The organism is Microvirga splendida (genome assembly GCF_016427565.1).
Taxonomy (GTDB): domain Bacteria; phylum Pseudomonadota; class Alphaproteobacteria; order Rhizobiales; family Beijerinckiaceae; genus Microvirga; species Microvirga splendida.
In genome coordinates, this window is sequence record NZ_JAELXT010000009.1 from 1 (window position 1) to 15,618 (window position 15,618).

A 15,618-nucleotide genomic window follows, 5' to 3' on the forward strand; every position below is an offset into this window, starting at 1 on the left:
GTGGGGCCGATCCTGTATGACCACGCCGATCCGTCGATCTTCACCGTGCTGACCTCGCCGTCCGAGACGCCGGGCACGGCCAACATCGATTTCGTGATCTTCCCCGAGCGCTGGTTGGTGGCGGAGAATACCTTCCGGCCGCCGTGGTACCACATGAACGTGATGAGCGAGTTCATGGGGCTGATCTACGGCGTCTACGATGCCAAGACCGGCGGCGGCTTCGTGCCGGGCGGTATGTCGCTGCACAACACCATGCTGCCGCACGGACCGGACATGGACGCGTTCGAGAAGGCCAGCAACGTGGAGCTGAAGCCGCACAAGTTGGAGGGCACATTGGCGTTCATGTTCGAGACGCGCTTTCCGCAGAAGGTGACGGCGTTCGCAGTCGAGACGGAGTCGCTGCAGAAGGACTACGCCTCCTACGGCCACAAGCTGAAGAAGCACTTCAACCCGAACCAGCGCTGAGCTCAGCGCAGTTCTATGAAAGCCGCCAGGGTCTGTGATCCTGACGGCTTTCATGTGCCGGGCCGTAGAATTCTTGTCGCATCTTTGACTGCCTATATCGTTGCGCTCATCGCGCCTGCGGAGGCCTGCCACATTGCAGCCGCACTGCAACGCTTTGCTGTTCCCACAGGCGCCGGCACAGTGCGCCTGAAGCACAAGGGTAATGCGGAACAGATTGCCGATGAAACTGGAACGAAAAAACCACTCGCTCACAGCGGATGCGAATATTGTCTTGGTTGAACTCGAGCGCACGATGGTTGCGTCCATTGCGCTGATGAAGCGCCTGAGGCGTGAGAGAAGACGCTCCGATCGCATGGCGCCATCTGTCGATCAGCACAGCGCCTGAGCGAGGCCGTTCTTCGCCAACCTGCGGGCAGGGAGCCGGATCCCTGCCCGGAAGAACGCACAGATGACAGTTCAAAAGAGAACAACCGTTCAGCGAGTCCCTGTGTTTCTGCTGGATGTTTCTGATCTCCTACGTTGTAACGATTGATCTCGAAGCAGGATCGGATTCAGCCTAGTATTTGAATGACCTTCAGGTGCCATTGAGCACCGACGCCATGAACGTCCGTCCTTATTCTCCTGCTCGCTCCAAGGGAGGAGGATCTGTTCATGACGACCTTCGACGCTCACCATCGGTGCCGTTCCTCACGATCCGCTCTGCTCGCCGCAACAGCCGTCATGGCCCTGCTTGCAGGCGGCGCAGCTCACGCCTGTCCGCTCGGCAGTCACGACAGTCCGCGGGTGCGCATGCTGCATGCCCTGCAGACGCCGAACCATCACGGCTCCGGGCATCACATGTCGGTTGCGCAATTGCAGCCGCAGGCAAAAGATGCTCAGCCGAAGCGTACGGAGCTTGGCACCTACGGCCGCGATCTGCCGCGCGGCGCCGCCGCTCCCACATCCGACACGCGGCCGCCGCTGCGCGACAATCTCGGCACGCTCGCCTGGGCGGTGACCAAGGATCCGGGCGGGGAGGCTCAGGCGTATTTCAATCAGGGCTACCGGCTGGGATGGGGCTTCAATCATGCGGAGGCGGCGCGTGCTTTCCGTGCCGCGCAGGAACTCGACCCCGATTGCGCCATGTGCCTGTGGGGCGAGGCCTGGGTGCTCGGACCGCACATCAACTACCCGATGGATGCGGACGCGAATGCGCGGGCTCTCGCCGTGCTGGAGAAGGCGCGAGATTTAGCCCCTGCTCAAGGAGACATGCAGGTCGCTTTGGTGGAGGCTCTCTCCAAGCGGCACTCGCCCGATCCCAAGGCGGACCGCAAGGCGCTGGACCAGGCTTACGCGGATGCCATGGAGGCGGTGCAGGCGCGCTTCCCGAACGATCCGCACGTGGCGGTTCTCACGGCAGATGCCCTCATGAATCTCACGCCGTGGGATTACTGGGCCGATGGCGGCAAGACGCCGAAGGGCAAGACGGATAAGATCGTCGCTCTGCTCGAAGGCGTGCTCGGAACGGCGCCGTCCAGTTCCATCGCGGCCGATCCCGATCATCCCGGAGCGGTGCACCTCTACATCCACACCGTCGAGGCATCCGATCGTCCGGAGCGGGCCGCTCCACATGCGGCGCGCCTGGAAAGCCTGATGCCCGGCGCGGGGCATCTGGTACACATGCCGAGCCACATCTGGTATCGGCTCGGGCGCTGGCGCGAAAGCCTCGATGCCAATGTGCGTGCGGCAGCGGCCGATGAGGACATCATGAAGCAGGGAGGCGCGAGCCTTCTCTATTCCGAGGCCTATTATGCGCACAACGTTCACTTCGTGATGGTCTCGGCTCTCACCGGCGGCGATGGCGCAACAGCCGTGGATGCGGCGCGGAAGCTTTCAGGCATCGTGTCCGAGCGGGCGCAGCGCGAGGTGCCGTGGACGCAGCCGATCATGGCCGCGCCCTACAACGCACATGCGGTCTTCTCGAAGCCGGAGGACGTGCTCGCTCTGCCGGCGCCGAAGGGCGATTTTCCGTATGTGAAAGCTGCGTGGCACTATGCGCGCGGTGTGGCCCTGGCGCGTCTCGGACGGGCTGACGAAGCCCGTGCGGAAGCGGCCGCCATAGAGGCTCTGGCGCAGACGCCCGAGATCACGGCTCTGCCCGATGTCGGCGTGCCGGGGCCGGATGTGCTGTCCATCGCCGTGCGCGAGATCGACGCGAGGATCGCTCAGCAGGCCGGCGATCAGGCGCGGGCCGCGTCCCTGTTCGCGGAAGCCGCAAGCGTTCAGGACCGGCTGCCTTACATGGAGCCGCCCTACTGGTACTACCCGGTGCATCAGTCGCTCGGGGCGGCCCTGATGGCACAGGGCAAATCGGCTGAGGCAGCGACGGCCTTCCGCGAGGCATTGCAGCGCTCGCCGAACAACGGCTGGGCCGCCGCCGGCCTGCTGCGAGCCGCCGAGGCTCAGGGCGATCAGGCAACGGTCGAGGAAGCCCGGTCCCTGATGCAGAAGAACTGGTTCGGAACGGGCATGCCGGCTCCCGAGCAACTCTGAACGGGCAGCAGGACCGCGATTAGAAGGGGCTCCGGCGGCGTTCGCCGGAGCCCAAATGCATGAGGCTGCGGTTCGTGCGCCAGAGCCAGATCGGAATGGAACCGGACCGGCCCCGTATTGCCGTCGGGAACGTGCCTTCCAGGAAGCCGGACTGGAAGATCGAACAGGCATCGCCTGCTGCGCGGTGGAGATCGTCGCTCAGGGCCACGTCGGCATCGCGCGAGGCGGCGACCTCCATCAACCGGCTCGCCACATTGACCGTGTCGCCGATGGCCGTGATGTGCTGGTGGCTGTCGCCACCGAGCCGCGAGGCGATGATCTCTCCGTAATGCGCGCCAATCTTGAAACCGATCCGGGCGGCAATCGCATCGGGCAAATCCGCCATCCAGGCCTGCGTCCGCAGGCACAGGCCCACGCAGGCTTCCACAGCCCGGCAGGCGTCCTCGGGTGATGAATCCGGCAGCCCGAACAGGATCATGGCGCCGTCGCCCATGAAGCTGGCCGCGATACCCTGGTGGCGCACGGCCTCCCTGTCCACGAGAGCATGGAAACCACGCAGCATCTCGCGGGTCTCGTCGAGAGGCAGAAGCTCGCTGAGGCCCGTGAAGCCCGACAGATCGATGAAGATCACGGCGGCCCTCTGACGCACGGGCGTCATGAGGAAAGCGGGATCTTCTGCGAGCCTCTTGGCGAGGCTCGGGGGCTGGAAGCGGCGCAGGGTTCGGCTTTGCAGACTGAGCCTGTCTGCGCGGCCCCGGTCGAGCCAGAGCTCCGCCGCGCCGAATACCAGGGCAGGGGGCACGGCGGCCAGCAGGGGGAGGCTGGCGCTGAGCCAGATGCCTCGCGTGAAGGCCGCGAAGGTGAGCCCGATCCATGCGGCCGTGACCACGGCAATGAGCGCGAAGCCCCAGACGCCGCGATGCCAGGCGAGGAGCAGGACGAGCAGAACCGGCAGGAGGATCGCCATGGCTCCGTCGACGAGGCGCACGCGGGTGTCACGCACCAATCCGTCGCCCTCCATGAGGTGCGCCACGGCGGTTGCCAGGACCTCGACGCCCGGCAGCACGGGATCGAACGGTGTCGGAAACGCATCGCCGCCTCCCGTGACCGTTGCGCCGATCACGACGATCTGCTCGCGAAAAGCATCTTCATCGACCTGACCGTTCAGGATCTGGCTCGCGCTGACAGTGCGGACGGTGCCGGTCGGTCCATAGAACCGGAGGGCAAGCGTATAACCATCGTCTGTGCTTGTCGCCACATCGCCGATGGCGACTTCGCCGTCCCGCAGAACGGGGTTGCGTTTCAAGGCGACGGAGACGGCGCGCATCGGAAAGGAGGGAACGATCTGACCGCCCGAGCGCACCAGGAGCGGAATGTGCCGGGGCACGCCGGACGGATCCGTGGCGATGTTCACGACCCCAAGCGCCGAGACGCCGGCCAAAGGTGCAATCGGCAGCAAAAGTCTCTGGACAGGGGTGAGGTCGTCAGGGGCATGGCCGGCGGAAGCGGAGGCCTGCTGCGCGTTGCGCTCGAACAGGCCAGCGGCCGCAAGAACGCTCCGAGTCCTGCTCAGGGCCTCGGCCAGAGCAAGGTCGCCCTCCGAAGGGCCGGGATCGACGAAAAGGATGTCGAGCGCGACGGCCCGAGGCTGCATGCGCCCCACACTTGAGACGAGCTGCGCCATCGTGGTGCGCGGCAGGGGATAGGCGCCGACCTGCTGCACGGTCTGGTCATCGATGGCCAGGATCGTGACTCCGTCCGGTGCCGGGCGCGGGCCTTCGGTCAGAAACCGCAGGTCGACGAGGGGAGCCTCCAACCGGTCGAGAAGGACGCTGCCACCCTGCCAGTGCAGGTGGGCCAGCCCTGCGCCCCAGAGACCCGCCAGGGCAGCGGCGATCAGCGGAATGGCAAAGCGCCTGCGCATGAAGGCTTAACGCCCGAGGCGGGCGAGGAGGGCGGCTGCGCGGGCGGCGGGCCAGCGCCGCACGACGAGAGGCGCGGTGCCGGCCTCCACGTCCACCCCCTCGCCGGGCCCAAGGCTGACGCCCCGCGTGTTGCCCGAGACCCGCCGTACCGCCACCCGTCCCGTCACCACGAAGACCGAGGTTCTGCCGCTGCCGACGTCGACAGCCCATTGCGTGCCGCGCACCGCGGCGATGGCCTGCGGAGTGATGACCTGAAAGCCCCGCCGCACTGACCGTGCCGGCGCATGGACGAGGACGGCACCGCCCTGCAGGTTCACGGCGTCGGGCTGTGCGTCCCGATCGCGGTCCACGAGGGTGTAGACGGCCTCCGCTTCGGCCTCGACCGTCAGGCCGTCCCGGCAGCGCAGGATCTGCCGCGTCGGAGCGGTCGCCGCCTGGAGCACGCAACCTACGCCCTGCGCCAATGCAGGCTCGCTCGATGGCAGATGAAGAAGGATGTACAGGAGCACGAGCCGCATCGCAGCAAGTCGAGCGGGCTTCTGGCGTGTCCTTCTCCATGTCATGACGAATTCTCCGCTGCCAAAGAACAGGCTGCTGTTCTCGACGGCCTAAAGATGACCATGGGTTATAATATGGAGGACGCCAGGGAGCCAGCGATGTGCCGGATGTCACCCTTCGTAGTTAATGCGGCTTCACTGTTTCCGAGCGACGAAGAACAGGCGTGGGAAGCGAAGAAGCACCTTGCCGTCCTGCTGGGCCGGGTAGGCCTTTTCGATCTCAATGAGGTATCGGTCCAAAAACCCGGATCGCTCCTCGGGAGAGAGAGGATCGAGATAGGGCCTCAGCCCCGTGCCCTTGAGCCACTCGACGATGGTCTGCGCATCCGCCAGGGGATGAACATAGGTCGTCTGCCAGAGATCAGCCGAGCACCCGGCCCGTAGCAACCACGAGTAATATTCCTCGAACGATCCGATCTCCACGCGGGACACGGATGCCGCCCTGAGCTTTTCCGCCCAGGGTCCCTCCTGCGCGACCTCCCGCATGATCCTGTGCGAGGGCTCGTGCAGGTTGTTGGGCATCTGGACGGCAAGGCACCCGCCTGGTTCCAGGCAGGCGGCGAGTTTCGCGAGCAGGCGTGCATGGTCCGGCAGCCATTGCAGGACGGCGTTGGCGAAGATCAGATCGCAGCGCTCGTCCGGGTTCCAGGTTGCGATGTCGGCTTGCTCGAAAGCAACCTCCGGCAAGCGCGCCTGTGCCTTGGCGAGCATGTCGGGCGAGCTGTCGAGGCCGAGCACCCGTGCGCTCGCGTAGCGACGGACGATCAGTTCCGTGCTGTTGCCGGGGCCGCACCCGATGTCGACGGCGCTGCGGATCTCCGTCAGAGGAACTCGCCCGATCAGGTCGACCGCAGGCCGCGTCCGCTCGTCCTCGAATTTAAGATATTGCCCCGCGTTCCAGTCTGCCAATGGAGACCTCGTTGTCCTGAGGGTTCAGAATCGGCCCATGGTGCACCGGCGCCAAGGGCTTCTCGGCAGAGGGAAGCACGGTGGCGGCCGCAGCCGCAAGAGAATGAAATCCAAACCGTTCTCGGTGGTCGATGTCATCCGGAGCGCCCGATCCCCGCAGGGTGCAAATTTTCGCCGTACCGCTTGAGAATTCTCTCGAAAGCGACATCCTCCTTGTCCGAGCGTACATTCATTGCACAGGTTACGGTCATGCGCGACCGTCGCGCAGGCCGTGTTCCAGCTGCCAAGGTTCAGCCCTGGAGGAGCGCTTATGGCCCATTTCCACATCGTCGCCGGTGCAACCGAGACCCCGGCCCGTCCCGTCGTCAGGAAGATCTCTCCCGCCGACCTGAAGGAGGCCCTGTCGAAAGGGTTCGACGATTTCTGGGCCATGCCGTCGCACCTTGTCTTTCTCGGGCTCATCTATCCCGTCATCGGTGCGTGCCTCGCGGCCTTGACGTTCAGCAACAACGCGCTGCCGCTGCTCTATCCGCTGGCAACGGGTTTCGCCCTGGTAGGCCCTTTCGCGGCCATCGGCCTTTATGAGATCAGCAGGCGGCGGGAACTCGGTCTGACCACCTCCTGGCAGGATGCCTTCGACGTGCTCAAGTCACCGTCGATCCCGTCGATCATCGCGCTGGGCGCGGTGCTGCTCGTGATCTTCCTCGTCTGGCTGACATCGGCGCGCATGCTGTACCAATCGATCTTTGGCTATGAGGTGCCCGCGTCCTACTCCCAGTTCGTCAATCAGGTGCTCGCAACCTCCGAGGGCATGAGGCTGATCGTCGTCGGCAACATTCTCGGATTTTGCTTCGCCGCTGCCGTGCTGAGCATCAGCGTCATCGCGTTCCCGCTTCTCCTCGACCGCGATGTGGGAGTGGCCGTGGCGGTCTACACCTCAGTCAAGGCCGTGGTGATGAACCCGCTCACGATGGCCCTGTGGGGCTTGATCGTGGCGGCATCGCTCCTGGTCGGGTCGATCCCGCTCTTCGTGGGTCTTGCCATCGTCATGCCGGTGCTCGGGCACGCCACCTGGCATCTGTATCGCCGGGTGGTAGAGCCGCCTCATCCAACCGAGGCCTATCCTGCCGCATAGGCCTGAGGCGCATGCGGGCTGACAGCGACAACCGAACCGGGTGGTATTCTATCGCGGCGGCACCGTGACGTCCGACTGCGGCCGCCTCGTTGCTGGGCGGCGCTCGCTTCGATCCGGAGCGATGAAGGTGAGGCGCCAATGTTTTATGTGAAACAGTGGCGCATGAGCGATGTTGCGACCACTCATCCAGATGTCGATCATGAAAAGTGTCAGAAAAGTGGCAGGATATGATTGGCTTTAGGGGTGGTGGAAACAAGAGATCTTCAAAATAGAGGCATGAGTCGCGATTAATGATGTGGATGTTTTCCTCATCATTCTGCTTTGCCGACGCTCTTCATGAACAATCAACCTGAAAACGTCCGGCCGGGGTTTTGCCGCTCGGGAAACTATGGTTAGGTACGCACCCGATCAACCTCGACAGATCGGAGCACGGCTCCCGACGCCAATGGAGCGTGTTGTGAGATCAAGAAACGAACGTGTAGCAGGGAGAGAGTGCCCCAAGTGCTGTGGTTGAGCACCATACGACGGACTGCGTTTCTCGTCCTGGTAGGCGCTCTGTCGAGTGGACTGCCGTCCACCCATGCCGCCGCATTCGATCTCTTCGGGTGGTTCGGCGGGAGCGATGAGCCGCCCGCGCCCAGCGCGGAGGCCCTGCCTTACTCCCTGGATTACACCGTCGGCGGAGGAAAGAGCGATCTCGAGCAGACGCTGAAGGATGCCTCGACGCTCCAGAGTCTCCAGGACGAGCCTCCGCCGGACGCCGCAGCCCTGGCCGCCAGGGCGGAGGCCGATCTGCCGCGCCTCATCGACGCCCTCTGGGGAGCGGGCTACTACAACGCCCGTGTCGCAATCAACGTCGCCGGGGTTCCCCTGACGCTGCAGGCCCCGCGCACCGAGGCTGCGGCACGCGCCGCTGCAGGATATCGCGCGCGGGCTCTCGTGCCCATCCAGGTCGTCGTGGATCCAGGTCCGCAGTTCGAATTGAGGAATGTTGCCATTCGGGAGGCCGGAACCGGGCGGCCTTTCCTTCCGAGCGAGCTTCCGCCCCGGGTCGTGAAGATCGAGCCGGGCGATCCGGCGCGCTCCGCCGACATCCTGGCCGCCGAAGCGCGCATCGTCGATTACTTCCGCGCCGAGTCTCGTCCCTTCGCCAAGGTCGAGGAGCGCGAGCCCGTGGTGTTCCACCCGGCGCTGGCGATGGACCTGAGCCTCGCGGTGGATCCAGGTCCGCGCGCCGGCATCGGCCCCATCACGATCCAGGGGGCCGAGAATGTCGATCCGGCCGTGGTGCGCTCCTTCATCTACACCGAGCCGGGCGATCCCTACTCGCCGGCGGCGCTCGCCTCCATGCGCAAGTCGATCTCCCAGATCGAGGCGCTGGGGTCCGTGCGGATCAGGGAGGCCGAGACCCTCGATTCTTACGGAAACCTGCCGCTCTTCGTGGAGCTCACCGAGCGTCCTCTGCGGGTGATCGGTGCCTCGGCGCAGTACTCGACCACGGACGGACCGGCGCTGCGAGCCTACTGGGCCCATCGCAACCTGTTCGGCGGCGCCGAGCGGCTGAGGTTCGAGGGCAATCTCTTCTACCTGACGGAGGATGGGGGGCAGCCGGACGAGGAGGATGAGGAGTTCGACTGGAGCGATCTCGGCGGCCGCTTCCGTGCGAGCTTCCTGAAGCCGGCCCTCTGGGGCACCCGGAACGATCTGCTCGTGGATGCCCTCGTCGAGCGCGATCGCACGGAGGGCTATACCAGCCGCCTCGTCAACGCGACCGCAGCCATCCGCCACCGTTTCAGCGAGACTTTCTCGATCCAGGGCGGGATCGAGTACGAGCGCGGGCAGACTACGGACGTTCTCGGACAGATCGACTACACCCTCGTCGGGCTGCCCCTCTCCCTCAGCTACGATTCCACCGACAATGCTCTCAATCCCACGGAAGGCATCAGGCTCATCGCCTCGGTCACGCCCTATCCGGAGTTCCTCGGCTCGTCGGTTCCGATCACGATCGCCAAGGGAACCGCGTCGGCCTATTACTCGCTCGACGAGGAGGCCCGCTACGTGCTGGCCGGGCGCATCGGCCTCGGCTCCATCGTGGGGGCGGATCTCGAAGAGATTCCCGCCAACCGGCGGTTCTTCGCCGGCGGCGGTGGTTCCGTGCGCGGTTATACCTACCGGTCGTTGAGCCCGACCTTCCTGGGTGAGCCGGTCGGCGGCCGGAGCCTGATCGAGGCTTCACTCGAGGCCCGCATCAAGGTCACCGACACCATCGGCATCGTGCCCTTCGTCGATGCCGGCACGGCCTTCGAGTCGAGCTATCCTGATTTCGACGAGCGCATCCGCGTCGGTGCCGGCCTCGGCCTTCGCTACTACACGGGGATCGGTCCCATCCGTCTGGACGTTGCGATCCCGGTCAATCCTGAACGTGGCGATCCCTCATACGCTATATATGTCGGGATCGGGCAGGCCTTCTGATGAAAAAGCCAATCCGCTCCCTCGCCCTTCTGACCGTTTTCATCGCCGTGACGCTGGTTGCCTCCTGGTTCCTCGTCTCGCGTCCGAGTCAGGCGCAGAGCGATCAGGGCGTTCTGGCCAACCTGATTTCGCGCCTTCTTTCCACACCGACCACGCGCGTCAGCATCGGCAGCATTGAGGGCGCGCTCTCGTCCAATGCCGTCATCCGCGACGTGCGCATTGCGGATCGGGAAGGCGTATGGCTCACTCTCGACCGCGCCAACCTGGTCTGGAGCCGGACGGCGCTCCTGCGCGGGCGGCTCCAGGTCGATGAGCTCACCATCAACCGCCTCGCGATCCAGCGCCGGCCGCTGCCCGCCGAGGAGGACGCGCCGGTTTCCGACGAGCCGATCCTGCCCGAACTTCCGGTCCGGGTGAACGTCGACCGCTTCGCCCTGCAGGAGCTGGTGCTTGGCGAGCCGGTGCTGGGCACCGAGGCGCGGCTGTCCGCGGCAGGCTCGGCGCAGATCGGGAACCCGTCGGAAGGTCTTGACCTGACTTTTGCGGCGCAGCGTCTCGACGCTCCCGGGCAACTGTCGATCGATCTCAATTATGTGCCGCAGTCGAACCGTCTCTCGCTCGACCTCACGCACCAGGAGCCCGCCGGCGGCATCGCTGCCCGGCTCCTGGATCTCCCCGGCCTTCCTCCCGTTGACCTGAAGGTTGCGGGGGAGGGACCCTTGAGCGACTTCGCAGCGCGGCTCGATTTCAGCGCCGGGCCGACCATCGGTGCGACGGGCACGACGACGGTCAGGCGCGTCGATGCCGCCTACGACCTCAATGTGGATCTCGCCGCGCGCATCGAGGGGCTGCTGCCGGCGCCGGTCGCCCCGGTCTTCAGCGGCACCACGCAGCTGGTCGGCAACGTGACCGTCGCCGATGACGGCGGCATCCGATTCCAGCCGATTCAGATCACGTCGAACGTCGCACGGTTCGAGATGACGGGAACGATCAGTCCCGATCAGGTTCTCGATATCCGGCTCAATGCCCGCGCCCTGCCGACCGACGGGAGCAGGACACGGGCCGGGCAGGCCGAGATCGCCCGGCTCAACTTCGACGGCACCGTGCAGGGGCCGCTGACCGCACCGCGCGTCAACGGCACCCTGGAGGCGGCCGAGGTCAGGCTGCCGGAAGGCTCCCTCGATGAACTGACCGCCCGCGTGACCATGGACCCCGTGCAGGGCGCCTCGCCGCCGGATCGCTTCTCCTTCGCCATCGATGCCAATGCCCGCGGGATCCGTCTCGCCGACCAGGCTCTGGCACGCGCGATCGGGCCGACCCTCACGGTGACGTCCCGCGGCTCCTTCGATCTGGAGGGTGTCGCCAGCGTCGAGACCGCCCGCATCGAGACATCCACGGCGCGGGCGAGCTTCACCGGGCGCGTCGGATCGACCGTCCTCGATGGCTCGCTGGAGGCCAGCATTCCGGCGCTCGCGCCTTTCTCCGGCATTGCCGGGCAGACTCTGCGGGGATCGGCCAACCTGACGGCCCGGTTGACCGGTAATCCGCGCCGCTACGACCTGGCGGCCGCCATCGATGCGAGGCTGCGGGAGCTTTCGACCGGGATACCGGCCGTCGATGGGCTTCTCGGGCGGTCCGTCACCACTGAGGGCACGCTGCGCCGCATCCCGAATGGCTTCGCCTTCGACAATTTCCGTGTCGACGGTGCGCATCTCGACGCCCGTGTCGACGGGAGGGCCACCCAATCGGCCGCCGATATGGCCCTCGACATCACCATCGACGAATTGCGGCATGTGGACGAGCGCATCACGGCGGGGCGGGCGAATGTCGAGGCGCGCCTGACGGGCTCCCTCGAGCGGCCGGACGTGACCGGCACCGCGACGCTCACCGATGTCCGCGCGCTGGGCCGCTCCATTCCGCGCCTTGCGCTGGATCTCAAAGCCCGCGACGTGACGGGCGCGCTCGACGCCGCTCTCACCCTGGACGGGCGGGTGGACGACAAGCCCGCCACAGGCTCCCTGCACATCGCAAAGCCGCCGGAGGGCGGATGGCTGCTCGACCGGCTCGACATCGACATCGGTTCGGTGTCCCTCAACGGCAATCTCCGCCTGAGCCCCGATGAGCTGGCACAGGGCGAGATCTCCCTGTCGGGCAGCGACTTCGACGATCTTTCCCCGCTCGTGCTCATGAAACTCGATGGGGCGCTCGATGCGGTGGTGAAACTCAGCGTGCGCGACGGCGGGCAGGACGTACAGGTCACCGCACAGGGAGAGCGCTTTGCCGTTGCCGACATCGCCGTGCGGGATTTCAACGCGCAACTCGCGGTGCAGGACCTTTACCGCCGTCCGATGATCGATGGCTCCGTCACCGCAGCCGCTGTGACAATTGGCGGCCAAACCTACCGGGATGTGCGCTTCATCGCTGAGGGCACGCCCGATGCGTCGCGCTTCACCGCCTCGGCGACCGGGCAGGGATTCAATCTCGATGCGCAGGGCCGCGTCGTGCCGGGCGACGTGACACGGATCGAGCTGGCCTCCTTCACGGCGCGTCGCGGCAACAGGCGCCTCGCCCTGGCGCAGCCTGCCACCATTGCGCTGCAGGACGGCACCGTAACCCTGTCCAACCTCGTGATCGCGGCCGACCAGGGGCGCGTCGCCCTGTCGGGCACCGTCGGCGACGCGCTCGATCTGTCGGTCGACATCCGCAACCTGCCGCTCCAGACGGCGGAGATCTTCGCGCCCGGTCTCGCCCTTGCGGGCACGGTCAACGGCAGCGCCACCATTGACGGCACACCGAGCAATCCAACCGGAACCTATCGCCTCAATATATCCGGCCTTGCGACCGCGCAGACCCGGCAGGCAGGGCTGCCGCCGCTCGGCATCGAGGCGCAGGGACGGGTGGCCGATCAACGGGTCGGTGTCGAGGCGCGGGTCTCCGCCGGGCGCGCCGGGACTTTCCAGGTGTCGGGCAGCGTGCCGATCAATGCAGTGGACGAACTCGCCCTCAAGGTGTCCGGCCGCACCGATCTTGCGATTGCGAACACCTTCCTCTCGGCCTCGGGCCAGCGCATCACGGGCGCGGCCAACCTGGACCTGTCCATTGCCGGAACCCTCGCCGACCCCCGGATCGAGGGGAGCGTTGCCATCGCCAACGGCAGCTTCTCCGATGCGCTGCGGGGCGTTCAACTGAACGGCATCACTGGGCGGCTTTCCGCGCGTGGTGATGAGCTCGCCATCGAGAGCCTGACGGCGCAGACGCCGAACGGCGGTTCGCTTTCGGCCAGCGGCCAGGTGAGGATCGACCCGGCGGCAGGCTTCCCCGGCGAGATCAGGATCACGGGCAACCGGGCGCAGCTCGTTTCCAATGAAACCGTGGATGCGACCGCTAACCTGGATGTGACCCTCTCTGGCCCTCTGGCCAGCCGGCCGCGCGTGGCGGGACGCGTCGACATCATCACGATGAACGTCTCCGTGCCCGACCGCCTGCCAACGACCCTGCGTCCGCTGCCTGGGACCAAGCACGTGCGGCCCACCCCGACCGCCGCGGCGCGGCTTGCTCTCGCGCAGCGACGGCAATCGGCATCCGCCAGGGGAGTGCCGTTCCTGGCCGAGCTCGATCTGGTGCTGACGGCGCAGAACCGCATCTTCGTGCGGGGAAGGGGCATCAATGCCGAACTCGGCGGCGACCTGAGGCTGCAAGGCACAACTGAGGATCCCGTCGCCATCGGCGCCTTCGAGCTGCGCCGCGGGCGCTTCGATCTGCTCGGGCAGAGGATCGAGTTCGTGCGCGGCCGCCTGGACTTCACCGGCGATCTCACCCCGTCGCTCGATTTCCTCGCCGAGACGCAGGCCGGGGACGTGACGGCGCGTATCGCCGTGACGGGGCCGGCATCGAGCCCGGAGTTTTCGTTCAGCTCCGAGCCCGACCTGCCGCAGGACGAGGTGCTGTCCCGCATCCTGTTCCAGAGGCCGTCGGGCGGCCTCTCCGCCGGTCAGGCCCTGCAGCTCGCGCAGGCCGTGGCCCAGCTCTCCGGCGGCTCAGGAAACGATGCTTTCGAGCGTCTGCGCCGGTCGCTCGGAGTCGACAGCCTCGACATCACCGTCGGCGCCAGCGGCGGCCCGGGCGTCGGCGTCTCCCGGTACATCAGCGATAATGTGCGCGTGGGCGTGAAAGCCGGTGCGCGGCCTGAGGAAAGCGGCGTCACCGTGGATATCGACCTAACGCGTCGCCTCAAGGCCCAGGGCGAGGTGAATGCCGAAGGCGGCACGTCCGTCGGGCTAGGGTTCGAGTTGGAATATTAAGTTCCGGGGCTGCCCTTTGGCAGCCCCGTTTCCTCAGGCATCAATCGACCTTCGCGCCCGATGCCTTGACGACCTTCGCCCATTTCTCGTTCTCGGCCTTGACATAGGCCATGAGCTCATCCGGGCTCATGGGCTGGATCTCGCCGCCGAGATCGGCAAAGCGCTTCTGCAGCTCCGGCGTCTCCAGTGCCTTGCGGACTTCCTGGTTCAGCTTGTTCGTGATCTCCGGGGGCGTGCCCTTCGGGGCAAACAGCGCGAACCAGCTTGTCGCCTCGAAGCCGGGCAGGCCTGCCTCGGCAAGCGTCGGCTTGTCAGGGATGGCGGGAGAGCGCTTTGCCGACGTGACCGCCAGCGCCCGCAGGTTGCCGCCGCGCACATGCTCGATGGACGAGGGGAGGTTGTCGAACATCACGTCCACCTGTCCGCCGATCAGATCGTTCACCGCCGGCCCGCTGCCGCGATAGGGCACGTGGGGCATCTCGACGCCGGTCATCTGCTTGAAGAGTTCGCCGGAAAGATGGATCGAGGTGCCGTTCCCCGACGACGCCATGGTGAACTTGCCGGGGGTCGCCTTCGCCTCGGCGATGAATTCCTCCACGGTGGTGGCCTTCACCTTCTTCGGGCTCACCACCATCAGGTTCGGCACGCCGGCCACATAGGCGACGGGGGCGAAATCGGTGAGGGCGTTGTACGGCATCTTGGTATAGAGGCTCTGGTTGATCGCATGGGTGCCGACCGTGCCCATGACCAAGGTGTAGCCGTCCGGCTCGGCCTTCGCGACCGCATCCGCCCCGATGTTGCCGCCGGCGCCGCCGCGGTTCTCGATGACGAATTGCTGTCCCAGGGATTGGGACAGCTTTTCGCCGACGAGCCTGGCGAAGATGTCCGTGGTGCCGCCCGGCGTGAACGGCACGATGACGCGGACCGGCCGCGTCGGATAGGTCGCCGGCTGGGCAAGCGCGGCTCCCGAGGCCAGGCAGGCCCCGGCCCCGAGCACAAGGCCGAGGATGCGCCTGCGTGTGGTGCAGGAAGAGAATGACATGGCGGCTCCCTAAAGTTCGGTGTCGTTGATCGCGCCGATATTCCGCAACGGCAGTGTCATGAGAGCGCATCCCACAATCCGGGGCAAGGGTTTCAGGGCCTGGCCGCAGGCCTTCCAGCTCCCTCGGTGCCGCTTTGGATCGAGGCCGGGCAGCTTCAAAAAATTTCGCCCGCCCGGGAACTCTGATGCCTCGACGAACGTTACGCAGGGTCGAATTCCATTCGAACACGAACAAAGTAGCTTTTGGGACGTCGGCACATGGGGATCCAGGCGCAAGTAG

At 66.0% G+C, this 15,618-nt stretch carries 10 protein-coding genes; 6 read left to right on the forward strand and 4 right to left on the reverse strand.

Annotated elements, in window-relative coordinates; genetic code table 11:
- The 3 genes from JAO75_RS10885 to JAO75_RS10895 all read left to right on the forward strand — a co-directional run.
- Positions 1-465 (forward strand): homogentisate 1,2-dioxygenase domain-containing protein (locus tag JAO75_RS10885; protein ID WP_199049115.1); only part of this gene is annotated, 465 nt, incomplete at its 5' end.
- A gap of 15 nt (positions 466-480) precedes the next feature.
- Positions 481-744, forward strand: coding sequence for a hypothetical protein (locus JAO75_RS10890; RefSeq protein WP_199049117.1), 264 nt, complete (start codon positions 481-483; stop codon positions 742-744).
- A gap of 372 nt (positions 745-1,116) precedes the next feature.
- Entirely contained in the window at positions 1,117-2,997 is a 1,881-nt protein-coding gene (locus JAO75_RS10895) for a tetratricopeptide repeat protein (protein ID WP_199049119.1), read from the forward strand.
- A 19-nt stretch (positions 2,998-3,016) separates the two neighbouring features.
- Here JAO75_RS10895 and JAO75_RS10900 read toward each other — a convergent pair whose 3' ends face one another.
- The 3 genes from JAO75_RS10900 to tam all read right to left on the reverse strand — a co-directional run bounded on the left by JAO75_RS10900 (position 3,017) and on the right by tam (position 6,388).
- Complete coding sequence (locus JAO75_RS10900; RefSeq protein ID WP_199049121.1) at positions 3,017-4,921, reverse strand: CHASE2 domain-containing protein; 1,905 nt, start codon at positions 4,919-4,921, stop codon at positions 3,017-3,019.
- A gap of 6 nt (positions 4,922-4,927) precedes the next feature.
- Complete coding sequence (locus JAO75_RS10905; protein WP_425523175.1) at positions 4,928-5,440, reverse strand: FecR domain-containing protein; 513 nt, start codon at positions 5,438-5,440, stop codon at positions 4,928-4,930.
- A 174-nt stretch (positions 5,441-5,614) separates the two neighbouring features.
- On the reverse strand, positions 5,615-6,388 hold the full coding sequence (tam, locus tag JAO75_RS10910) for a trans-aconitate 2-methyltransferase (protein ID WP_199049125.1): 774 nt from the start codon (positions 6,386-6,388) through the stop codon (positions 5,615-5,617).
- A 310-nt stretch (positions 6,389-6,698) separates the two neighbouring features.
- Between tam and JAO75_RS10915 the strand changes: the two genes are divergently transcribed.
- From JAO75_RS10915 to JAO75_RS10925, 3 genes are all read left to right on the forward strand, one after another.
- Complete coding sequence (locus JAO75_RS10915; RefSeq protein WP_199049128.1) at positions 6,699-7,523, forward strand: DUF2189 domain-containing protein; 825 nt, start codon at positions 6,699-6,701, stop codon at positions 7,521-7,523.
- 492 nt (positions 7,524-8,015) lie between these two features.
- A complete protein-coding gene (locus JAO75_RS10920) occupies positions 8,016-9,995 on the forward strand; it encodes an autotransporter assembly complex protein TamA (protein ID WP_343234595.1) in 1,980 nt (659 codons plus the stop codon).
- Positions 9,995-14,296, forward strand: coding sequence for a translocation/assembly module TamB domain-containing protein (locus JAO75_RS10925; RefSeq protein WP_199049130.1), 4,302 nt, complete (start codon positions 9,995-9,997; stop codon positions 14,294-14,296). The genes JAO75_RS10920 and JAO75_RS10925 overlap by 1 nt, the downstream gene beginning before the upstream one ends.
- 40 nt (positions 14,297-14,336) lie before the next feature.
- Here JAO75_RS10925 and JAO75_RS10930 read toward each other — a convergent pair whose 3' ends face one another.
- The gene (locus JAO75_RS10930; protein WP_199049132.1) at positions 14,337-15,338 is read right to left on the reverse strand and encodes a Bug family tripartite tricarboxylate transporter substrate binding protein; all 1,002 of its coding nucleotides are present in this window, start codon (positions 15,336-15,338) and stop codon (positions 14,337-14,339) included.
- Positions 15,339-15,618 lie beyond the last annotated feature (280 nt).